The organism is Prolixibacteraceae bacterium (genome assembly GCA_019856515.1).
Classification (GTDB): domain Bacteria; phylum Bacteroidota; class Bacteroidia; order Bacteroidales; family Prolixibacteraceae; genus Halosquirtibacter; species Halosquirtibacter xylanolyticus.
Genome location: CP082230.1, coordinates 2,246,339 through 2,267,927, shown reverse-complemented (window position 1 = coordinate 2,267,927; position 21,589 = coordinate 2,246,339). Strand labels below are relative to the sequence as shown.

Sequence of the window (21,589 nt, the reverse complement as noted above, 5' to 3'; positions counted from 1 at the left end):
TATGACAATACAAAACCTTAGAGAGAAGATCGTTTTAGAGTACCCTATCAAGGCTTCTTTAACCTCACTTTACTATTCACTATCCAATCCATCTGGGTTAGAGAGTTGGTTTGCTGATCGTGTGGATGGATATGATGACTATTTTATGTTCTATTGGGATGGAGATCAACAACGTGCCGATAATATTGAAATAGAGTCAAATGAATTTATTCGTTGGCAATGGAATGATAGAGAGGGGGATGACGAATATTTAGAGTTTCGACTAGTTCGTGAAGAAGTTGGAGGTGGAATGCTTTTAGTGGTTACTGATTTTGTGGATAATGACGAAATTGAGGATGCTACTTTGTTGTGGAATGAACAGGTAAAAATGTTGAAACGCAAACTAGGGTGTTCTTAAAGTCGTATTGCTTCGCTTTTTCTTTAAAATATTGATAACTTTGTGTGTCATTTCCTTCATAATTGAAGGAAGTGACTGATGATAAGAGTGCATATTTTTTAGATTAAAGGATATTTAATGAAGCGATTACACCGTTATTTGTTGCAAGAGTTCGTAGGGCCATTTGTAATGACCTTCTTTATCTGCTCTTTTGTATTGTTCATGCAGTTTATGTGGAGATACCTAGAGGATATTGTTGGGAAAGGACTAGAGTGGCCTGTCTTAGTTGAGATTGTGACATATATATTTCTTAGTATGGTTCCCATGTCATTACCATTGGCCATGCTGATTGCCTCGATTATGACCCTTGGCAATATGGGAGAGAGAAATGAACTGTTGGCCATGAAAGCTGCAGGTATTTCTCAAATCAATATCTTCAAACCTCTCATTCTTATATCGATAGTTATATCTATTGGAGCCTTCTCCTTCAGTAATTATGCACTTCCTGTTGTCAATCGTAAGCTATCTATTCTTCTCTATAGTGTCAAACAGACCAAACCAGAGCTATTGGTGAAGCCAGGTGCATTTACCAACAATATTCCGGGGTATCGTATTAAAGTAAAGGATAAGAGAGAGAATGGAGCCCTGATTGATGTGATGATCTATGATCACTCCAAGAGAGGTGGAAATGTAAATATTACTTTAGCTGACTCAGCCTATATGGGGCTCACTGAAGATAAGCTCAATATGCGATTGACGCTTTTTAATGGAGAGACTTACGAAGAGAAGAAGCCTGAAAGCCGAAAGGATAGAGAGAATAAGCCATTTACTACCATGAAGTTTGCTAAGCAGACCTATTTGATTCCTCTGGATGGAATGCAATTTCAGCGTAAAGATGAGAACTTATTCAAGAACAGCTACCACTCTTTGCCGATGGATAAGTTGGAATATATGGCCGACTCCATTTATATTAAGGCCAACGACTGGGCACGAGACAAAACCGTTCGTCTCAACCTTATATCTCCCTTAGTTCGTAGTTTGGCTTATGTAAACTATCCAGATACCGTGAAACTGCGGGTAGATAAACCTGTGTTTCAATTGGATTCTGTATTAGTTAACGATAGCATATTGAATAGAGCAGAGCTAAGAGTACAGAAGATGGTGATGAATAGAGCGATAGAAGATGTACGTTCGAATCAACGTTCACTATTACGCTCACAAGAAGAGATTACAGGGATGAAAGTGTTAGGGAATAAGTATATTATTCAGTGGCACAACAAGATTGTGCTCTCTGTAGCATGTCTACTATTCTTCTTAATCGGTGCCCCACTAGGGTCGATCATCCGAAAAGGAGGAATGGGACTTCCACTAGTCATATCCATTATTCTATTTATTATCTATTATATCATTGGTACAACACTTAAAAAAGCTGCACAGGCAGGGAATATGCCTATATGGGAGGCGATGTGGTTGAGCACATTCATCTATTTGCCAGCAGGTTTATTGTTAACCTATGTTTCAGCGAATGATTCTTCACGTTTTAATTTTTCGTTGATATTTAAGCCAATCATAAACATATTTAAGAAACGGGTGTTAAAGTCTAAGAAAACATCTGAAGATTCAAAAGAAGCGTAAGAGTTGTCTATAATCAAACAGATATGCCCTATCGTTTGGATAGAGTAAAAGGCTGTTTGAACCATTAAATATTGCGTCGTAAAATGACGTCTATCGTAAAAAAGAGTGAAGTAATGAGTGAAGCTAAAACAGATAATATGAACCCTCAAGGGGGAGTGTTAAATACCATAGAGGAAGCATTACAAGACATCCGAGATGGTAAACTAGTCATCGTAGTAGATGATGAGGATCGCGAAAACGAAGGGGACTTCATTGGGGCAGCAGATAAGATTACCCCAGAGATGGTTAATTTCATGGCAACACATGGTCGTGGATTAATCTGTGTCTCTCTTACTGAAGAGCGTTGTGAGGAGTTAGAGTTAGAGATGATGGTAGGAAAAAATTCATCTCATTACGATACGCCTTTTACGATCTCTGTGGATAAGATTGGAGATGGTTGTACTACGGGTATTTCTGCTCATGATAGAGCAAAAACCATTCAGGCACTTGTAGATCCAAAGACGGACCCGGCTGTATTGGGGCGACCAGGTCATATCTTTCCTTTAAGAGCGAAAGAGCGTGGTGTGTTAAGACGAAGCGGACATACGGAAGCTTCATGTGACCTAGCTCGTTTGGCAGGCCTTTATCCTTCGGGTGTATTGGTTGAGATCATGAACGAGGACGGTTCGATGGCGCGCCTTCCGCAACTACTGGAAATTAGTAAGAAGTTCAATATAAAGATTATCTCTATCGAAGATCTTATCTCTTATCGTCTAGAGCGTGAGAGTTTGATCGAAAGAGGTGATGAGGTACAGATGCCAACCAAAGATGGTCATTTCCGCCTCATTCCATTCCGCCAAAAATCTAATGGTGTCGAGCATATCGCTTTGATCAAAGGAGAGTGGGACGAGAAAGAGCCAGTCCTTGTACGTGTACATTCATCATGTGCTACAGGCGATATTTTTGGATCTATGCGTTGTGAATGTGGAGAACAGCTTCACAAAGCCATGGCTATGATCGAAGAAGAAGGTAAAGGAGCCGTTGTCTATATGCAACAAGAGGGGCGTGGTATCGGTCTGATGAACAAGATCAAAGCTTATAAACTTCAAGAAGAGGGCTTAGATACTGTAGATGCCAATGTTCATCTAGGTTTCGATCCTGACGAAAGAGATTATGGTGTAGGAGCACAAATCCTACGTAGTTTAGGAGTGAAGAATATGCGTTTGATGACCAACAACCCAATTAAGCGTGTAGGCTTAGAGGGATACGGTTTGAAGGTGCAGGAGACGGTATCTATTGAAATAGAGCCTAACGAATTCAATGCCTTCTACATGCAGACTAAAAAAGACCGTATGGGGCACGTGCTCGAAAAGGTCGAGCCTAAAGAGAAGAAATAGTTCACCGAAAATAATAGAAAGGCATCTCTTCGGAAATGCCTTTTTTCACTTTAAACGAATAGACTATGCTATTTGATGATAAGCCTTTACAAGATCCTTTGGTCGAAGGAGTCGATTACTACAAGAGTGAGCATGGATATCGTGTTATGACAGAGACTTTTTTAATCAAGAAAGGATACTGTTGTGGTAATGGATGTAAACATTGTCCATATGATCCCACGGCGACCAAAGGAAATATGAATCTTCGTGACGATCTTAAAGGTCAGAATCAATAGTGTTTAAAGAAATAAGTATAGCGATGAATGCAAAAGATATAAGAATTGTTTTTATGGGTACGCCTGGCTTCGCCGTAGAGAGCTTAAAAGCTTTGGTCGAAGGGGGTTACAATGTGGTTGCTGTGGTTACAGTCCCTGATAAACCTGCCGGTAGAGGACAGAAAGTACGCATGTCCGAGGTGAAGCAATATGCCGTAGAGCAAGGGCTTCCAACCCTTCAGCCCGAAAAGCTTAAAGAGCCAACATTTGTTGAAGAACTTGCTTCTTATAAAGCCGACCTACAGATTGTTGTTGCCTTCAGAATGTTACCTGAGATCGTGTGGAACATGCCTGCAATGGGAACATTTAATCTACATGGATCACTGCTACCAAACTACCGTGGTGCTGCTCCATTAAACTGGGCGATTATCAACGGGGACAAACAGACAGGAGTAACCACTTTCTTGTTGAAGCATCAAATCGATACAGGGAACCTTCTTTTCCAAGAGGCCATCGATATCGATCTGTATGATAACATTGGGACCATCCATGATAAGCTCATGGTGATCGGAGCAAACCTTGTTTGTAAGACCGTAGATGCATTGGCCGAAGGGAATGTTACACCTATCGATCAAGATAAATTGATTGCAGAAGGTGCGGTGTCACATCATGCTCCTAAGATATTTAAAGCCGATTGTCAAGTCAATTCAGATCTATCGGTGATGGACTTCCACAATAAGGTAAGAGGTCTATCTCCTTATCCAGCAGCTTGGATTGAGATGACTGATGGCGAGAAGAAGCATACCGCAAAGCTTTTTGCTACAAAACCTTCTATCGAACCACATCACGACACTGTCGGTACGGTAGTGATAGACAAGGATATGCTACGTGTGGCATTGAAAGATGGATATGTATGGTTCGAAGAGATGCAGCTTGCAGGAAAGAAACGTATGAAAACATCCCAGTTTATCAATGGTTTCCGTATTGAGAATCAATTGATGCTATCTTAGTAGTAATACCCATTGGTATAACATAAAAGTTATAGGCGAATTATTACATGAAATGATATGTAGACAAAAGGGCAAATGTTTCAAACATTTGCCCTTTTACTTGCGATATAAGATCTCAGAGTTATCTTTTGGGTGCTTTTCCTCTAAGATAGACTGTATCTCCTACATTAGGTTGACGACCACTTCGCATACGGTTGCGTCTATAAAGTGCTTTTAGACGAATTCCATACTGCTGTGCAATATCATGCATATTCTCGCCCTCTTTCACCGTATGGGTATCGAATCCTTTGGCTGCCTTTCCTTTCTTTCTCTCTAGATAGATATTTCTGTTAGCCTTAGGTCTATCGGATTTATGTACATCATTATAATTGTATATCTCCCAATCTTTCAAACCGTATTTCTGTGCCAACGATAGGTAAGTATCCCCTTCAACAGCTACGATCACACGACTCTTATTGTTCTCCACAATACGGTTCTTATTGCCGATAGTGAACTTAAACGACCCCGAACCTTTGTCGAAAGGCGAAGGCTTATGACTATTGAACTCTTTCTGATAGAACTGGTCGTATTGTGCTAAATTATTCTCCTCGATAATCTTTATCAGTAGCTTAGGGTAATGAGGATTGGTTGCATATCCAGCTTTCTTTAGCCCTTTAGCCCATTTTTTATAATCGGTAATCTTATGCGTATATAGATTTTGGTAACGCTTGGATTGAAGAAAAACAGAGTGGTCTTTATAAGAGTGCTCTACACTCTTATATTTACGAAAACACTCATTCCTTTTATCATCATCTAAGCGTAGAGAAGGTCCTTTCCATGAGGAGTGACATTTCACACCAAAGTGATTCTTTCCCACTACAGCCAAATAACTGTTTCCATCTCCAGACTCTAGAATTCCTTGTGCCAATGTGATACTTGCAGGGATATGATAGAGGTTCATCTCCTTAATCGCAATTTCACGATACGTTTCAATATACTCTTTACGAGTCAATTTACGTTTTGGTTTAAAGTTCTTGCTCTTATCAGCCCAAGCCTGATGGAATGAACCCATTAAAAGGCATAAAGTGAAAAATAATAGGGATAATCTTCTCATCTTTTGATCAATATATGAATGAAAATCTGTTGTTGTCGCTCCTTAAAGAGTCATAATTGTATTGGGATAAAGTATCAATATCCATACCAATCATCTATTTAAAGGTTAAAAATAAAGAGAAATAATTATAAAAGTCAATCTTTTCATAATTATTCTTTTCAATTCTATTCCCCTTAGGTAGTCTCTTTTGTTTCATAACAGGGGGTGTTTGTGTGTCTAATGAAAATAAGCGATTAGAGGGATTCATCTATTATACCATCTGTTATACTTCGCTTTCACCAACAAAGATCAATCTTGAGTAAGGCTACGATCTTCTCTTCGGCTTCGCATAAAGAAGATATCTACTAAATATTAAAACTTCTCCATCAACAGTCGTTGGATCTAGTGCTATACAGATAGAAAGGGATCGGTGGAAACAAAAAAAGAAGACCCTTCGTCGAATCTTCTTTTCTTATCCCAATTGCTACAACTATCACTGTGCAATATAAGGTGATACTTGCGCTGCTCCTTGGGTTATAAAATTGGTGATATCCACTCCCGCTATATCTTTGTAATATAGTGTTGAACTACCTTTACCTTGTCCTGTGATCTTCTCAATGGCATAGACGTTCGCCGATGAAGTTCCATTTAATTGGATATCCACAACTCTTGATTGTGCTGCTATGGCATCAATCGTCGTACTTCCGTCTGCTTCGAAAAGACATTGGTTCATAAAGTATGTCACATAGATTTTATCTCCTTCTACTTTCCAAGAGCCATCTTCAAGTGTCACACTTGTTCCAACATAGGTGTATCTATTATCGACAAGTAAGGTCGTCTCATTTACTCTTGTACCTCTCTGAGAGGAGAAGGTTTGTGGCTCTGTCAGTACTTCAGAATAAGTAGTTATTGTAAGCTCCGAACCACCTTTGGTCTTACACATCAAATTCGCTACTTCTATATTTTTAAGAGTGAGACTGCTGTGACCCTCTGTCACGACGATGAGACCTGGTTGCTTTAGCTCTCCATCAAAAACAGCTGTCTGATCTGATTTCAATTTAATCTCCGAGATATTTACAGGTGTACTCACTGTAATATGAATTTGATCTTTTAGGCTAATCTCTTTTGATGCTTTTAGTGTTAATGTTCCATCTTTGGAAACTACAGACACCTCAGCTTTTAGATTATCTGGAGCCTCCACCATCACTTTATATGTGGACGTGGATGATTTCTTCTGATTACCATTGACAAAATCGATATTCAATGGACCATCGACCAATATATTCTGATAATCCGCTACGTAGTAAGTCGTATCAGGAGTTGTGTCATTATCAGAACTACATGAGAAAAAAAGAGCCATAGTGGCTGCTATTGCTGTACTTTTTAAAATTGCTTCTACCATTATTACTTCAATTTGAATATTAAATTGTGATAGAGGATAATGGTGTACTACTAGGTTGGATTGTTGCAGTAGCAAATATATGACACTTGATATAATATTAGACTTTTTAAATGTTAAATAATTATGAATATGTATGTGTCTTAATTTTGTATATTACATGAATGGAGTGTTTTTAGTTCAACTACCCTAATGGTGTGAACGAATATCTTTCGTGGTGTGGCATTGAAAATGCCTTGGAGGGTTTTATGAAAAGAAAAAAGACCACCCTTAATAAAAAGGGCAGCCTTTAAGTAAATAAAAAACAATTAGAATCTTATTCGGATCATTTATTTAGAAACAATTTCTACTTCATTTTCTAAAAATGAAGATAAGTGCATCACTTTCTTCTCTACACCATTATACATAAGGCCTCCATTAATCTGCATGATACATCCAGGACAATCCGTAATTACGATGTCAGCTTGGGTCTCCTCAATGTGCTCAATCTTCTTATTTAAGATACCATTAGAAATTGGTGCGAAATCAAGAGAGTATGTTCCTCCGAACCCACAACAAACATTAGTGTCTGTAAGAGGCTTGAATTGCTTTCCTAAAATATTCTTAAGTAGTCCCTCTGCACTATAATCCATCGATCTTGTATTATGACAAGGTGTATGGTAAGTTACAGTACGACCGCCTTTAACTTTAAATTTCAAATTCAGTTGCTCTAAGAATTGTCCCATCTGCATCAACTTATCGCCAATCTGTTTAGATAATTTATAGCGATCAGGATCTTCTCTGGTGAAATCCAAGAACTCGTGCTTGATAGCACCACCACAAGTAGGGCAAACCACCAAGAATGCATCATAATCAGCAGGAGATTTCATCTCATCTAAATTCTGCTCGATCATCTTTCTTGCATCCTCTGGATCACCAGCAGCAATAGCTGGTACACCACAACATACCGAACGCGATGGGATATCTACTTGAACTCCATGCTTATGCAATAATCTTGTCATGGCCATACCAATCTCTGGATAGAAATACTCTACCGCACATCCAGGATAGAAGAACACCTTCTTCTTTGGGTTTGCCAATGGCTTGATCTCGTTCTGATACATCTTCGTGAACGATTTCTTCGAAAGGGCAGGGAAATGACGGAAGTCTTTCTCCCCGTTCAACAATGGAACCGAAGCAATAACCTTCTCTTTGTTGAACTTATTTGTCTTGGTCATTGGGAACTGGAATGTAGACCCTAAACCAACCAAGCTCTTCATCGTGTCAGGCTTAGCCACAACACTCTTGAAAACCTTCTTCTTAACACTGTTAATACCATATTTCTGTCCCACTACCATCTTCAGGTTCGAAATCATCTTCTGCAAGTCGATTCCTGATGGACAGTTAAATGAACATGCACGACAACCGATACACATCTTCAAGATATCTTTTGCATCGGCATCCCCTTGGTAAAGAGCCGTTAGAATCAGTCCAATAGATCCGATATAACGGTCACCATATACGTGTCCTCCAACCATCTCATATGCTGGACAGATGTTTGCACAACTACCACAACGGATACACTTCAATGCCTCCTTAAACTCAGGATGCTCAAAGAAAGCCAAACGTCCATTATCTAGGAATACGTAGTGGGTCTCTTTCGTTCCTGATTCATTCTTATGAGAAGGATTTTGTCCTTTAATCCATGTTACATACGATGTGATATTCTGTCCTGTCGCACTCTTTGGAAGCACCTTAACGATATCCATCGCTTCAGAGAAGTTATCACAAAGCTTTTCATACCCAACCAAAACAATATGTACTGGAGGAACTGTCGAAGATAGTCTTGCATTTCCTTCGTTGGTTACCAATCCAATAGTACCGGTCTCTGCAACTGCGATATTCGCACCAGTCATACCAACACCAGCAGTGAAATAATCATCACGTAGGTATTGACGTGCAATCTCCACCATCCCTTTGATATCATCTGGATCTACAGGCTTACCTGTATATTCAGAGAATAGTTTCGCTACCTGCTGACGTGTCTTATGAATTGCTGGCATCACCATATGCGATGGATGCTCATTACCGATTTGAAGAATCCACTCCCCAAGATCAGTCTCAATAGGGTTCAATCCTTTTGCCTCTAAACGGTGGTTTAATTGGATCTCCTCCGATGTCATTGACTTACTCTTCACCATCGACTTGGCATTGTGCTTCTTCATCACCTCAGCAATGTAGTTACACGCATCTTCCCCAGTTCTAGCTTGGTAAACAGTAGCGCCACTCTTTTCGACATTCTCTTTAAAGCGGTGGAACTGCTCCATCACCTTATTTATATCTCTGTCTTTAAGGTCGTATACACGCTTTCTTAGCGCTTCGAAGTCTAGATCTTTGTATACGTTAGCCTTTGATTGTTTGTACGATGATGCGAAATTCTTAAGATTTGCATGTAGGACATCATCTTTGATTTTGGTACGGATTTTATCATGGATGCTCATGGTAGAAAGTTTTTATAGGTCTGAAACAATGAAGATAGTAAGTTCTCTTGGGCCGTGTGCGCCAACAGTCAACACACGCTCGATGTCTGCCGTACGGCTAGGACCCGAAATGAATGCGATATAACCACCCTGATTTTTGGTGTTCTCTGCCATGAAATCAACAATATCATGACTACATTCTACGATGCTCGACGCCTTGACAATCACATACAGATGCTCCGCTACACAGGTTGCTGTACGAACTTGTTCATTGCTACATTCCAATACTACCGTACCTGTATCGGCGATGGCATGATTTACTTCAACCAAAGCTTCATCAACCCCCTCTTTACCGATATAATGTTGATCGTATTGTTGTAGTATCTCTGATGAGATAAATTTAAAGTTGTGTGCTTCTTTTTCTGAAAGAAGTTGCTCCTTGCTTATAACCTTAACAGCAGCAGTTACGGCAATAGCCGACTGTGTGAAACGGTCAATAATGGAATTTCCTTTACTTGTCATGATATAATTCCCCCATTATTTCGTTAGTCAAAAAATGCCTCGCTTCGTAGAATTCCCCCCCTACATTGAAACGATGATTTAGTGATGTTTTATGTGTTCTAATTTCTACTTGCGATTTATGCAAATATTTTGATAAAAAATAAATGTTGCACAATATGTTTTTCTCTTTATGTTTGTAAGTATCTGAAAAACAGTGTGGTGTATTTGTGTGTTTCGCTCTTGTTTATTATTAGTCTAAGAACTGTTTTAGATAAAGGGAAGATAATCGTGTTATAAAATATGCTCGACAACATGTTTTAGCCTTTCATCGCCTTAGTCTTTCAATGTTTTTAGAGTTAGATTAAGATTTAACTAAAATAAGAAGAACTTCAATACAAAACATATTTTAACTGATAGCGAGTGTTTATAAATCTGTTTTTCTCTTTCCAACCTACACTTTAATCACTCTATTCTATTTTATTTTATGATCATTTTAATCTCGATTCTACTTTAAGTATGGGATACCTCCCCCTTTCCTTTGACTCACCTTCGACCTTCCTTCGACTCTCCTTCGACTCTCCTTCGACTTTTGCTCATATATTGTTCACATATTGGTCATATATCGCTCACCCTTCCTCCACATTTAGTGTGACAAAACCATAACCAATATATGACCATTGGATATGCAATATGTGACCAATAGTCGAAGGAGAGTCGAAGGAGGGTCGAAGATGGGGCCTGTCAAGGTCGGAGAGTGGTATTTTTTGCTGTCCATTTAATGGATGGTGTAGTGCTTTTGTAACCTTTTGTTTGTGGAGAATGTTTTTTGTCTAAACAGCGTGGTGCATGATAGTGTCGGGATAAACTCTACTGGTATGTTTATCCCGACACTATTGGCAAGAGACTGCATAAGTTTGTTTCACAGAAGTATGCCTCTCTACTATTTGTCATTTTGGTATAATTATCCTCTCTTGTTATGATTTGATCATAACATATCTTTATTGATGATACCTTTGGCTTGGAAGGCTGCAAAGGTTATCTTTTTTCGATCGGTAGAAAAGTTTTTGATATCGTAACGATCATCTGGAGATACATTCACGGCAAAAAAGTAGGTGTTATCCGTGGTTTTTAGTCGCCCTACAAACCAACCGTTATTATGGTTGTTATCTATTGACCAACCTGTTTTTCCACTAAGCACAATCTCTTCGTTCTTTTGCATCACCATAATCTGCCTCACTAATGATTGTGATCGAGAAGAGAAAGGAAGTTGGCTGTCGTAAAGCTTTCTCAAAAGAGCAATTTGTTGAAACGGCGTGATTCTTGATTTTCCGTTAAGCCAAAAATGATCAATGGTCGATTCGTTGATATCCATTTTCCCATAATGTGCCTCTTTCACGTAGTGGTTCATTCGTTCTACGCCAATTTCTCTTGCGATCTTTTGATAGCATGGTACGCATGAATATTTAAATGCGTCACGAAATAGAAGGTCTTGTTCCCATACTTTAAGATATCGCTTTTCTCCATCCCACTTTATCACAGTGCTGTCATTTCTCACCACACCTGTCTCAAAAGCGATCAGTGAGTTGATTATTTTGAAAGTTGATGCAGGTAATTGCCCTTTTTTTGCTTTAACAAAATCATTAGAATAAAACAGATCCTTGTCTGTGTCGTAGATCAAGATAGCACCATCTAGATTAGCCAATGTGATAATCTCTTTAAATGCATCTACAGTTTCCCATCGATGTGTTGTCATGTTCGAGTAGATCTCTCTCTTCACACTGCAATTGGTAAAGGTTATGATGGTAATAATAATCGTTACGAATCGTTTCATTCTAATATAACATTGAAATTTTTAATCTAGATCCATTAAATGAGGTGCATCTATCTATACAAAACACACTCCATGCGTGCAAAGTTCATGCAGCTTAGCTTGGTGTAACTCCTTTTCTATTATAATGTTTGGATGGTGTCCATTTGATAAATAGCTCTTTAATGGTAACTATTTTGGTTGTAACGGTTCTCTCCAAAATTGTTTCCACCAAACCCCTCATCATCATAACTGTTCCGACTACTGGAATGGGAAGACGACTCTTCGTCTTTCTCAATAAGTATTGGTAGAAATGGTAGGGTAAAGAGTAGGGTAAATAGGATTGGAGCAAACATCCAACAGAGCCACGACGATAGTAGTAGTAGTAGGATCATCGATACTCGAATGACAATACCTAATCGTGAGGCAGTTGTCGCTGCCATCTGGTGTTCAAAATAATCGACTAGGAAATCACGAAAGCGTGCATATAAGAATAGTATGATAAGGAAAGCAAACAGCGCTATCAACAGACGAATTAATGGGTGGAACACATCAATTAGATTCATGAATTTGATGGTGGAGATAAATCCCAGATATAGACACATGGCCACCAACTCGACCTCCAAGAATCGTGTGATACTTACTCTAATCTTTGTGAATATCTGTTTGATCATATCCGCTACTTATATCTAATCTTATGATATTACGAAATTACAATTTTTATTGTAAAAAGAGGATAGAGATTAATTGTAAATGTGACTGATTGGAAAATAATTGAAGAGATGTAAACAGTTAGATCGTCTATCTTATTAAATTGTTTTATATGTTTTACTGGTGTGTAAATCATTGGTGTATAGTGTTTTAGTTTTGTGTGGATGATCGGCCTATATAGGTGAACAATGTCATGTTAGATATTGTTGGGGGTATATGAAATATTAATATCTAGCTATATGGTACAATCAAAAAAAATTATAGGTGGGGTAATGGTTTTATCTTCCCTTATATTGGGTTCGTGTGGTGGTAGACAAACAAAGACATCAGAAACTGTACGTCCAAATATTCTACTTCTCGTTGGGGATGATATGGGTTTCTCTGATATCGGCCCTTTTGGTAGTGAGGTAAATACTCCACAATTGAATACATTGGCTGAACAAGGAATAAAATTCACAAATTTTCATGCCACGCCCGTTTGTTCAGTCTCAAGATCTCAAATCTTAACAGGGTGTAATAATATTGAGGTTGGTCTAGGAGCATTTGATTATACAGTGTATCCTCCAGCAGAAGGTAAAAAAGGATATGAGGGATACTTGACACGTAATACCGTGACAATAGCAGAGTTGTTAAGAGATGCTGGTTATCACACCTATACTGTAGGAAAATGGCATTTAGGTGGGGTGCATGGTGGAGGACATGGTCCACACGAATGGGGATTTGAAAGATCATATGGAATATATGTTGGAGGTTCAAACCATTGGAATCAGCAAGTAATGCTTCCTGATGCTAAAGATCCAGAAACTGCATCATATATTTCGAAAGGCAAAATACCTCCAATTGCCGAGGAGAAGTTTTTTGAGGATGGAAAATCGGTTGTTCGTCCAAATGGTGTTTATTCAAATATTCTTTATACAGGTAAAATGTTAGAGTATTTGAAGAGTAATGAGTTGGATAATAAGCCTTTCTTTGCATATGTAGCATTCACAACAGCCCACCTTCCTATTCAGGCTCCTCAAGATAAGATTGACAAGTATTATAGCTTCTATTTAAGAACTGGATATGAAAACCTTAAGAAAAAACGATTCGAGATGCTGAAAAAACATGGTGTAATATCGTATGATACACCATATCCAGATCCTGCATTGAATCCTTTGTTAAAAAGATGGAAAGATCTTCCTGAACATACTAAGAAGATACAGGCTCGTATTATGGCTACCTATTCGGCGATGATTGAAGATCAGGATGAGTCAATAGGTCGACTTATCGATTATCTGAAAGCCAGTGGGAAATATGATAATACTTTGATTGTTTATATTACGGACAATGGTCCTGAGGGAACAGATTTGAGAGGAGTATTGAGTAATCCTTTAATGAAAGCATGGGTTGAGAAGAACTATAGTTCTAATTTAGATGATGTTGGGAAAGGGAATACTAACTGGCAAATAGGAATGAATTGGGCAAATGTAGCCACTGGAACACTTCAATGGTGGAAGGCTTTTGTTGCTGAAGGAGGAATACGTGTGCCAATGATTATTAAGCAACCAAAATGGGACACCCCACTTCGTAAAAATGAAGCTACAGCTAAGATGTCATCAATCAAAGATATTCCAATCACCATATTGGACTATGCGGGAGTAGAGGTTCCAAAGACAATGTATAAAGATCGAAAGATTGTAGCGCCAACGGGCGTGTCTATGAGAGGATTTTTAGAGAAGAAGAGAGATTATGTGAGAAGTGATGAAGAGTGGGTTGCTTTTGAATTGTTTGGAAATATGTATGTGATGAAGAGTAATATGAAAGCACGCATGATAAGAAAAGGAATGTGGGGAGATGGGCAATGGCATCTTTATAATATTGAAAAAGATCCCGGTGAGACAACTCCTTTGGAAGAGCAATACCCCGAGATGCTTGATGAGCTTAAGGCAATATATGCGTCTTATGCAAAACAACATGATATCATTTCGGTGGAGCAAGATTGGAATCCGTGGAGCGCATTAGGTCATTAAGTGAAAAACATTATCAGTTAAGGTCCTCTTTTAGATCATAGAGTGTTATTGTAAAGTCATCTTTACTATCATTGGGAGATTTGTCATTTCTTTTTGATAGTAGAGGTGACTTTTTTATTGTTTATTCATTGTTTATTCATAAAATGGGTGTTTTATGCAGTTTTTACAGAATAAAGTGGCATATTTGATGAATAAGCCAGAAGGTGGATGAATGGATATTCATTGTGACGATGCTTTTGGTGAAAGTGTAAACAAAACCTCATGACTTCATGTTGTTAGTTTAGGGCGTTAAAGTCTTGACATGGATGAGGTGTTTGATAATTGGATAGGAACCACTAGATACGATAGATATGAAACTTTGGGATAAAGGGGGGCAAGTGGATGCCCAGATAGAGAATTTTACGGTTGGGATGGATAGAGAGTTAGACCATCAATTGGCCAAATATGATGTGTTGGGATCTATTGCCCATATCACGATGTTAGAGTCTATCGATCTGTTGGAAAAAGAGGAGCTTCTTCTTTTGGTGGAGGAGTTGCGTCGTATATATCACGAGATAGAGGAGGGTAATTTTAAGATAGAGGAGGGCGTTGAGGATGTTCACTCTCAGGTGGAGCTTATTTTGACGGAGCGTTTAGGCGATCTAGGGAAGAAGATTCATAGTGGTCGTTCGAGGAATGATCAAGTGTTGGTGGATTTGAAGTTGTTCTTTAGGGATAAGATACGTGAAGTGGTAGGGGATGTTGTGGAGTTGTTCTTAAGCTTGATGAAGCGTGCGGATAAGCATAAGGGGGTTTTGATTCCTGGATATACGCATCTGCAGGTGGCGATGCCTTCGTCTTTTGGTCTTTGGTTTGGTGCGTATGCTGAGAGTTTGATTGATGATGTGATCTCTTTGCAGTCGGCCTATAAGATTTCGAATCAGAATCCTCTGGGTAGTGCTGCGGGCTATGGTTCGTCGTTTCCATTGAATCGTCAGATGACTACCGACCTACTTCGTTTTGAGTCGATGAACTATAATGTGGTGTATGCACAGATGGGAAGAGGTCGTGTGGAGAAGAATGTGGCTTTCGGATTGGCTAATGTGGCTTCGACATTGTCGAAGATGGCGATGGATGTCTGTCTGTATATGAGTCAAAACTTTGATTTTCTGACCCTACCCGATGCTTTGACTACAGGGTCGAGTATTATGCCTCATAAGAAGAATCCGGATGTTTTTGAACTGTTGCGTTCTCATTGTAATCGTATTCAAGGGTTGCCAAACCAGATTACATTGATGATGAATAATTTGCCTAGTGGCTATTTTAGAGATCTACAATTGATTAAAGAGGAGATTCTGCCTGCTATCGACGACTTGCAAGAGTGTATTCATATTGCGCAGTATGCAATTGATAATTTGAAGATCAAAGATCATATTATTGAAGATCCGAAGTATCGTTTGGTGTTTAGCGTGGAGGAGGTAAATAAGCGTGTGTTAGATGGCGTGCCTTTTAGGGATGCATATAAGCAGGTGGGGCAAGAGATCGAAGCTGGACAGTTTGAGACTGATTTGCAGGTTCACCATACCCATGAGGGAAGTATCGGTAATTTATGTCTAGCCCAAGTGAAGTTAAAGATGCAACATATGATTGATCAGTTCAACTTTGAGAAGCTCGATGAGATGAAAGAGGATCTGATTGGGGAGTAAATAGTAATGTTGTTTATTGTTGGCCTTCATATATAGCCACGGATTCCCACTGATCTGGTTGATGCGCACAGGATGGGACAACCGCTGGGAACGCCGAGCTCCAGCTCGGCATCGTGTGTCAACCTACTATAGGGCAATATGCTCGTGATGCAATCTGTCTATGCTGCAACATTCCCTGAAAGGGAAATAGAACATAGCCCAGTGCGAAGCGCTGGGTATAGGTAATATAATTACAAGGAGGGCTGTAAGTCCGACCCCATCATTTTGTCAACATAGTACGCAGATGAATACTAAGGTTGTCGCTCTCTTGTGGCACGATGCCGAGCTGGAGCTCGGCGTTCCCAGCGGTTGAGGTATCCCTCTCGTGCCAATTCATTGGCACAAACTAAGCCGTATTGGATGTATAATGGATGACGCGTATGAAATATACCACGAAGGATAATATAGCCACGGATTGGATGGATTCCCACGGATATGATTGAAGTGCAAGAATGGGACAACCGCTGGGAACGCCGAGCTCCAGCTCGGCATCGTGTGTCAACCCTACTATAGGGCAATATGCTCGTGATGCAACCTACGCAGATAAATACTAAGGTTGTGGCTCTCTTGTGGCCCGATGCCGAGCAGGAGCTCGGCGTTCCCAGCGGTTGAGGTATCCCTCTCGTGCCAATGAATTGGCACAAACTAAGCCGTATTGGATGTGGATAGTAAGTAGTTTGCCGACGTTGAGAATGTGGTTTGCGTATTGATAGTATTAAGATAGTGAGTAGGGAACACCCTACTTGAGCTTGATTTTATGTGTCAATATTCAGAAGTTCGAATGCTATAAATTCTTTTTTTGTTTGGTGCTTTAGAAGATGGCTTTATGGTATTGGGTTATTTTACTCCACTGAAGGTTATAGTAGAATTCTGGGTAATAAGTGTTTGGGTCTACAGGGATATAGCAGTTAATACCATGTAGGTTATCAAGCGAAAGGTTCTCTTGGAACTTATCTGTATGGTCATGGAAGAGGATAAAGGAAGAGAGAGTTGACTTCATCTGAGTTGCAGCTTTTGTTCCGTAGTTCTTCTCTATCATATCGATTAGATCATAACAGTCCGCTTGTTTATGAAGTTTTTGGACATTTGCTGCTTTGACTTTCGTGTTTGGATGGTTGGTTATGATTTGTTGCATGGCAGTTTGAACCATATTGATGTTATTAAGATTATATAGTGCAATGCTTGCTGATTGCATCTTTCCCTCTTTTTGTTTGTAGTGTTTGATGTAAGTTTTACAAACCTCTTTCAATCGTTTCTCTACTGTTTGTTGTGTGTTGAGAAGGATAGGTAGTATCTTTTGGTAAGGCATTCCCGTGGTTAGAATGTCTGTAGGAGAAGCGATGAGGTAATCGGTATTGTTTTGTAGTTCTGAAGCCACTTCTACGCTTCCCATCAAGCAGGCATCGAAAAGAATATATTTAAATTTGGTTGGCAATGCTGTTGCGAGATCATGGATCTCCATAGTAGATTGCTTGTCCACACCAAATGATTTGGTTTTGGGTTTTGGGGCAGGAAACCAAGAGGTGCCATGTGACCATAAGATCAATCCATACTGCTGGGATGGATATCTCTCGATCACCTCTTTGAGTACCTGATGGAGGGTATGGCTATCCGCCGAGTTTTGATCGGGATATTGTTTAACTACTTGTCGGTGGATAGCCGTACCATTCTTTTTGTTGAGCTCCATAAGGTAGGAGCTTTTATCCCCCTTATCCATAAAAACGACCACCTTCTGATCCTCCTTTATGCCTTCTACCATATCATATACATTCAACAGCGCATTGCCTTTGAGGTCATTATCTGCTGCCATATAGATCACTAATGTCTCGCTGGATTGTGGGGTAAGGCTATCTGATTGCTTGCAGCTGAAGCATATAAAAGCTAGGATAACAGGTAGGAGGTGTTTCATCTTTGTTTTAATTAAATATTTTTAAGAAGAATAGATGTCTCAAAATGGTAATGAGGTATTTATTTCCTATTACTTTTTGAGTGCATTGTACAGTTTATTGTTTGTCCTTTTTATAATATAATTTCATGTCAGTTCTGTAAACAGCCCTAGGGTCTTCGAGATTCGTGAGTTCGGCAGTCATGTCTACTATAATTGTGTCATTTTTGAATTGAATTGAATTAAAGGTGTCACTCTTATTTCCTTTTGTTGTAATGTTTGTCTTAAAAAGAAGGCTTTGATCTTTAGATCGATTGCATTCTTTACTATTTATATTCCAATATTCATAATTTAGAGTAACATTATTTGGGTATTCGATATGGTCGACAACAGCTTTAGGTATTTTATAAGTAAAAAATGTATTGCCACTATTGTAAATAAAAAGTTTAAACTGAGGAGAACTGGAATCGAAGCCTAATCCGTATCCTGAAGATTCAAATTCCGTAAGAAGATCTTCAAATTTTCCATTCTTATTAATATCGATTTTTTCTGAAGACTCCCATGCTACCATCTTGTAGTCCCCAAGAATATAGTTTGGTATATTATTTAGATCTTCATTTGTTTTACAAGAGGTGAAAAGAATTAAACAACCAATTATTTTAAATAAATATTTCATAAGTAATAAGTTTTAAAAAAGTAGAACAATTGAAGTTGTGTTCAATTGTTCTAACTGTTATTATTTTAGTCCATATATCTGGATGGGTTATCATTACATGCAGGAGGCTCTTCACCTGGAGCAACTAAAACCATTGGCCTACCATTAGGAGAGCACATTCCGTTGTTTGGATTGGCAAAAGGAGATCCTGGATTTGTGAACCCTGGAGGTAGATTAATTTTAGGTTTATTACTAGTGATTGTTGTCGAGCTTTTGCGATTATTGTTGCTGGTTGAGGATTTAGTTTTTGGTTTCTGATTTGTTGCCATTGGTGCAATTGCAACTTTTAATTCAGTTCCAAACGCAAGATGTTTAATAGGGTAATATCTTTTTCCGTCTGATGTTTCTATTGGTGCTTCTTTAGGATTCATTAATATTACTTCATCATGAAAGTATAGATCCTTATACCCTACATAGTCCGATTTATCTGTTGAATATATCTTTGTGGAAGTTGAAGTTTGTCTTGTATTTTCATTAGAATATGCTGCACTTAGGTTTACAGACCCTACCATATCCACAGACTCTTCCTTACCCGGAGACCCTACCTTACCCGCAGCGGTTACAGAAAATTTGTTTGTCGTTGTGTAAGTTGATTTTATTTCTCTTTCAATTCTATCACCACTATCTTCTTCATAGATATTAATATTAATGTTCTTAGATTCAGTAAATGGGTCCCAATAGTCTAACCTGTTTGCTAATCCCATTTTGACCCATTTGGGCTTAATGTACTCCATCTTTACAGTGTAATATTCTCTACTGCTTCGGAATAAACCTGGGGTTAATCTGTCAATATGAACATGTGAAATGTCGAATGCATCTCTTATATCTATAGCGTAAACTTCACTCGCTACTGTACTTACTTTTCCTCCTTTAAGCTTTCCTATCTCAAATCGAAATTCATATACGCCACCTTTCCATAAACGGTCATAAAGATCTTGTCCCCTAAACTTTTCGCCTCTTACAACGATCCTGTCACTTGTGCCTACACCTGTATCATTCATTCCATTTATAGATGGATCATTATTTTCTTTTGTATGCATTGAAAAGGCTTTTAATCCAGCTTTTGTGATTTGTATTGCATAAATACGTTCTCGAATTTTAGTATTTAAATCTTTATGCTCAAAAAAACGATGGTCCTTATCTAGATTGTAGTACATATACTCTCGATGGCTTAGACCATCTACATTTTCATTGTATGCTTTGATAAGTCTAGGGTCAATATCACTTTCTTCTAGATAGAAATAAGGATTATACGCAGTCCAATGTTTATTATCTTTGTAAGTTGGTTCTACCCAAACTCTAGATTTTGTTGAGGTATTTAGTGTTGGGTCAAATTGTCCATATTTAAAATCATATCTGGCTTCAGAAGACTTTGTGGCTGGAGATTTTAAAATAACTCTATCGCTGTTTTTTACAATAAGCACAGGAAAAATAGGTATCTCTTTATGAGGAATATAACTAACTGAATCTCCATTGCTAAAAACAGAGTTACTTAGATTTCCTATATCTGGAATTACTCCAATGTTATTATCAGAGATATTCCATTTTTCTGCACTCATTCCACCTACAAATTCAAGATTTGGGAGTAGAATATTGATTAGTGGAGCACTTTTTTCGATTTGATCCAGTGAGTTTACATCTTCTGCATATACATCCAAAGCTTGTTTGAAGGTGATCCCCTCTTTTACTTCTTGATTCTTTACTTTACCATAAAGAATATCATAGTCACAATCGAACTGTTTCAGTGCTTCTTTTTGGATGAAGCTTCTTACTGCTTCATCGTTGTACACTGCTTTTGAAAGAATCTGAGCGAATTTTGTTTGTGCTTCGCTCTGTGAAATAGTAGGCAAGATTTCAAAAGCACTTGCATCTACCGTATTACTTGTTGCATCCAAGGCTTCTTGTTGGCATGACATCATACCCCCCCCTAATACAATAAGTGAAATGATTAATTTTTTCATTGTAAAAATAGTTAATATTTGTCTTGTAATATTAAGCTATATATAATTGTGTTGTGTTGTTTATTTATAAATTAACATTTGATTTTTCATATGCTAATAGGTGCTTAATTGTCGTATTTATTATTTTGATTCGGTAATATTGGGCTATTGCTTGTGGTAATTATTCGTTTTTATGAATTTTGCTATGTCATTTTGAGGTTTATAGCGTGTTTATGTTTTAAATTGAATTTAAAAAGATGTATATGTTTATTGTTTCGTAGGGGTGTGTTCAGAGGTAGATTATATGTAGTCTTTCTTATTTAATAGTTTTTAACACTGTTTTTGCTCTTAAAGTGAAGGGGGATAGAAATATAGCCACGGATTGGACGGATTCCCACGGATATGATTGAAGTGCAAGAATGGGACAACTGCTGGGAACGCAGCGCTCCAGCTCGGCATCGTGTGTCAACTCTACTATGGCGCAATATGCTCGTGATGCAATCTGTCTATGCTGCAACATTCCCTGAAAGGGAAATAGAACATAGCCCAGTGCGAAGCGCTGGGTATAGGTAATATAATTACAAGGAGGGCTGTAAGTCCGACCCCATCATTTTGTCAACATAGTATGCAGGTGAATACTAAGGTTGTGGCTCTCTTGTGGCACGATGCCGAGCAGGAGCTCGGCGTTCCCAGCGGTTGAGGTATCCCTTTCGTGC

General features: G+C 38.6%; 16 protein-coding genes. 7 read left to right on the top strand and 9 right to left on the bottom strand.

What is annotated here, in order from left to right; genetic code table 11:
* The first annotated feature begins 1 nt into the window (after position 1).
* From K5X82_08005 to fmt, 5 genes are all read left to right on the top strand, one after another.
* The gene (locus tag K5X82_08005; GenBank protein ID QZT38833.1) at positions 2-397 is read left to right on the top strand and encodes an SRPBCC domain-containing protein; all 396 of its coding nucleotides are present in this window, start codon (positions 2-4) and stop codon (positions 395-397) included.
* A gap of 117 nt (positions 398-514) precedes the next feature.
* Complete coding sequence (locus K5X82_08000) at positions 515-2,011, top strand: LptF/LptG family permease (protein ID QZT38832.1); 1,497 nt, start codon at positions 515-517, stop codon at positions 2,009-2,011.
* Positions 2,012-2,166: 155 nt separating this feature from the next.
* Complete coding sequence (locus tag K5X82_07995) at positions 2,167-3,387, top strand: bifunctional 3,4-dihydroxy-2-butanone-4-phosphate synthase/GTP cyclohydrolase II (GenBank protein QZT39101.1); 1,221 nt, start codon at positions 2,167-2,169, stop codon at positions 3,385-3,387.
* 65 nt (positions 3,388-3,452) lie between these two features.
* Positions 3,453-3,662 (top strand): hypothetical protein, encoded by a 210-nt coding sequence (locus K5X82_07990; GenBank protein ID QZT38831.1) that lies wholly within the window; start codon positions 3,453-3,455, stop codon positions 3,660-3,662.
* A gap of 53 nt (positions 3,663-3,715) precedes the next feature.
* Positions 3,716-4,651: a methionyl-tRNA formyltransferase gene (gene fmt / locus K5X82_07985; GenBank protein ID QZT39100.1), complete on the top strand. Its 936-nt coding sequence runs from the start codon at positions 3,716-3,718 to the stop codon at positions 4,649-4,651.
* Positions 4,652-4,772: 121 nt separating this feature from the next.
* On the opposite strand, the gene K5X82_07980 is transcribed toward fmt, so the two are convergent.
* The 6 genes from K5X82_07980 to K5X82_07955 all read right to left on the bottom strand — a co-directional run bounded on the left by K5X82_07980 (position 4,773) and on the right by K5X82_07955 (position 12,563).
* Positions 4,773-5,744, bottom strand: coding sequence for a glucosaminidase domain-containing protein (locus tag K5X82_07980; GenBank protein QZT38830.1), 972 nt, complete (start codon positions 5,742-5,744; stop codon positions 4,773-4,775).
* 472 nt (positions 5,745-6,216) lie between these two features.
* Entirely contained in the window at positions 6,217-7,125 is a 909-nt protein-coding gene (locus K5X82_07975) for a DUF2807 domain-containing protein (GenBank protein QZT38829.1), read from the bottom strand.
* Positions 7,126-7,451: 326 nt separating this feature from the next.
* Positions 7,452-9,602, bottom strand: a complete 2,151-nt coding sequence (locus tag K5X82_07970) for an LUD domain-containing protein (GenBank protein QZT38828.1) — start codon at positions 9,600-9,602, stop codon at positions 7,452-7,454.
* A gap of 12 nt (positions 9,603-9,614) precedes the next feature.
* A complete protein-coding gene (locus K5X82_07965; GenBank protein QZT38827.1) occupies positions 9,615-10,103 on the bottom strand; it encodes an LUD domain-containing protein in 489 nt (162 codons plus the stop codon).
* A gap of 964 nt (positions 10,104-11,067) precedes the next feature.
* The gene (gene blaOXA, locus K5X82_07960) at positions 11,068-11,913 is read right to left on the bottom strand and encodes a class D beta-lactamase (protein ID QZT38826.1); all 846 of its coding nucleotides are present in this window, start codon (positions 11,911-11,913) and stop codon (positions 11,068-11,070) included.
* 158 nt (positions 11,914-12,071) lie between these two features.
* Entirely contained in the window at positions 12,072-12,563 is a 492-nt protein-coding gene (locus tag K5X82_07955) for a hypothetical protein (protein QZT38825.1), read from the bottom strand.
* Between the two features lie 276 nt (positions 12,564-12,839).
* Here K5X82_07955 and K5X82_07950 point away from each other — a divergent pair, with 276 nt between their 5' ends.
* Both K5X82_07950 and argH read left to right on the top strand, forming a co-directional pair.
* Positions 12,840-14,609, top strand: coding sequence for a sulfatase-like hydrolase/transferase (locus K5X82_07950; GenBank protein QZT38824.1), 1,770 nt, complete (start codon positions 12,840-12,842; stop codon positions 14,607-14,609).
* Between the two features lie 350 nt (positions 14,610-14,959).
* Positions 14,960-16,294 (top strand): argininosuccinate lyase, encoded by a 1,335-nt coding sequence (gene argH / locus K5X82_07945; GenBank protein ID QZT38823.1) that lies wholly within the window; start codon positions 14,960-14,962, stop codon positions 16,292-16,294.
* A gap of 850 nt (positions 16,295-17,144) precedes the next feature.
* Here the strand turns inward: argH and K5X82_07940 are convergent.
* The 3 genes from K5X82_07940 to K5X82_07930 form a co-directional block, all read right to left on the bottom strand.
* Positions 17,145-18,242: a hypothetical protein gene (locus K5X82_07940; protein QZT38822.1), complete on the bottom strand. Its 1,098-nt coding sequence runs from the start codon at positions 18,240-18,242 to the stop codon at positions 17,145-17,147.
* Positions 18,243-18,336: 94 nt separating this feature from the next.
* Positions 18,337-18,894 carry a hypothetical protein gene (locus K5X82_07935; protein QZT38821.1) on the bottom strand — a complete coding sequence of 186 codons (558 nt, stop codon included), beginning with the start codon at positions 18,892-18,894 and terminating at the stop codon, positions 18,337-18,339.
* Between the two features lie 65 nt (positions 18,895-18,959).
* A complete protein-coding gene (locus tag K5X82_07930) occupies positions 18,960-20,894 on the bottom strand; it encodes a hypothetical protein (GenBank protein QZT38820.1) in 1,935 nt (644 codons plus the stop codon).
* Between the last annotated feature and the right edge of the window lie 695 nt (positions 20,895-21,589).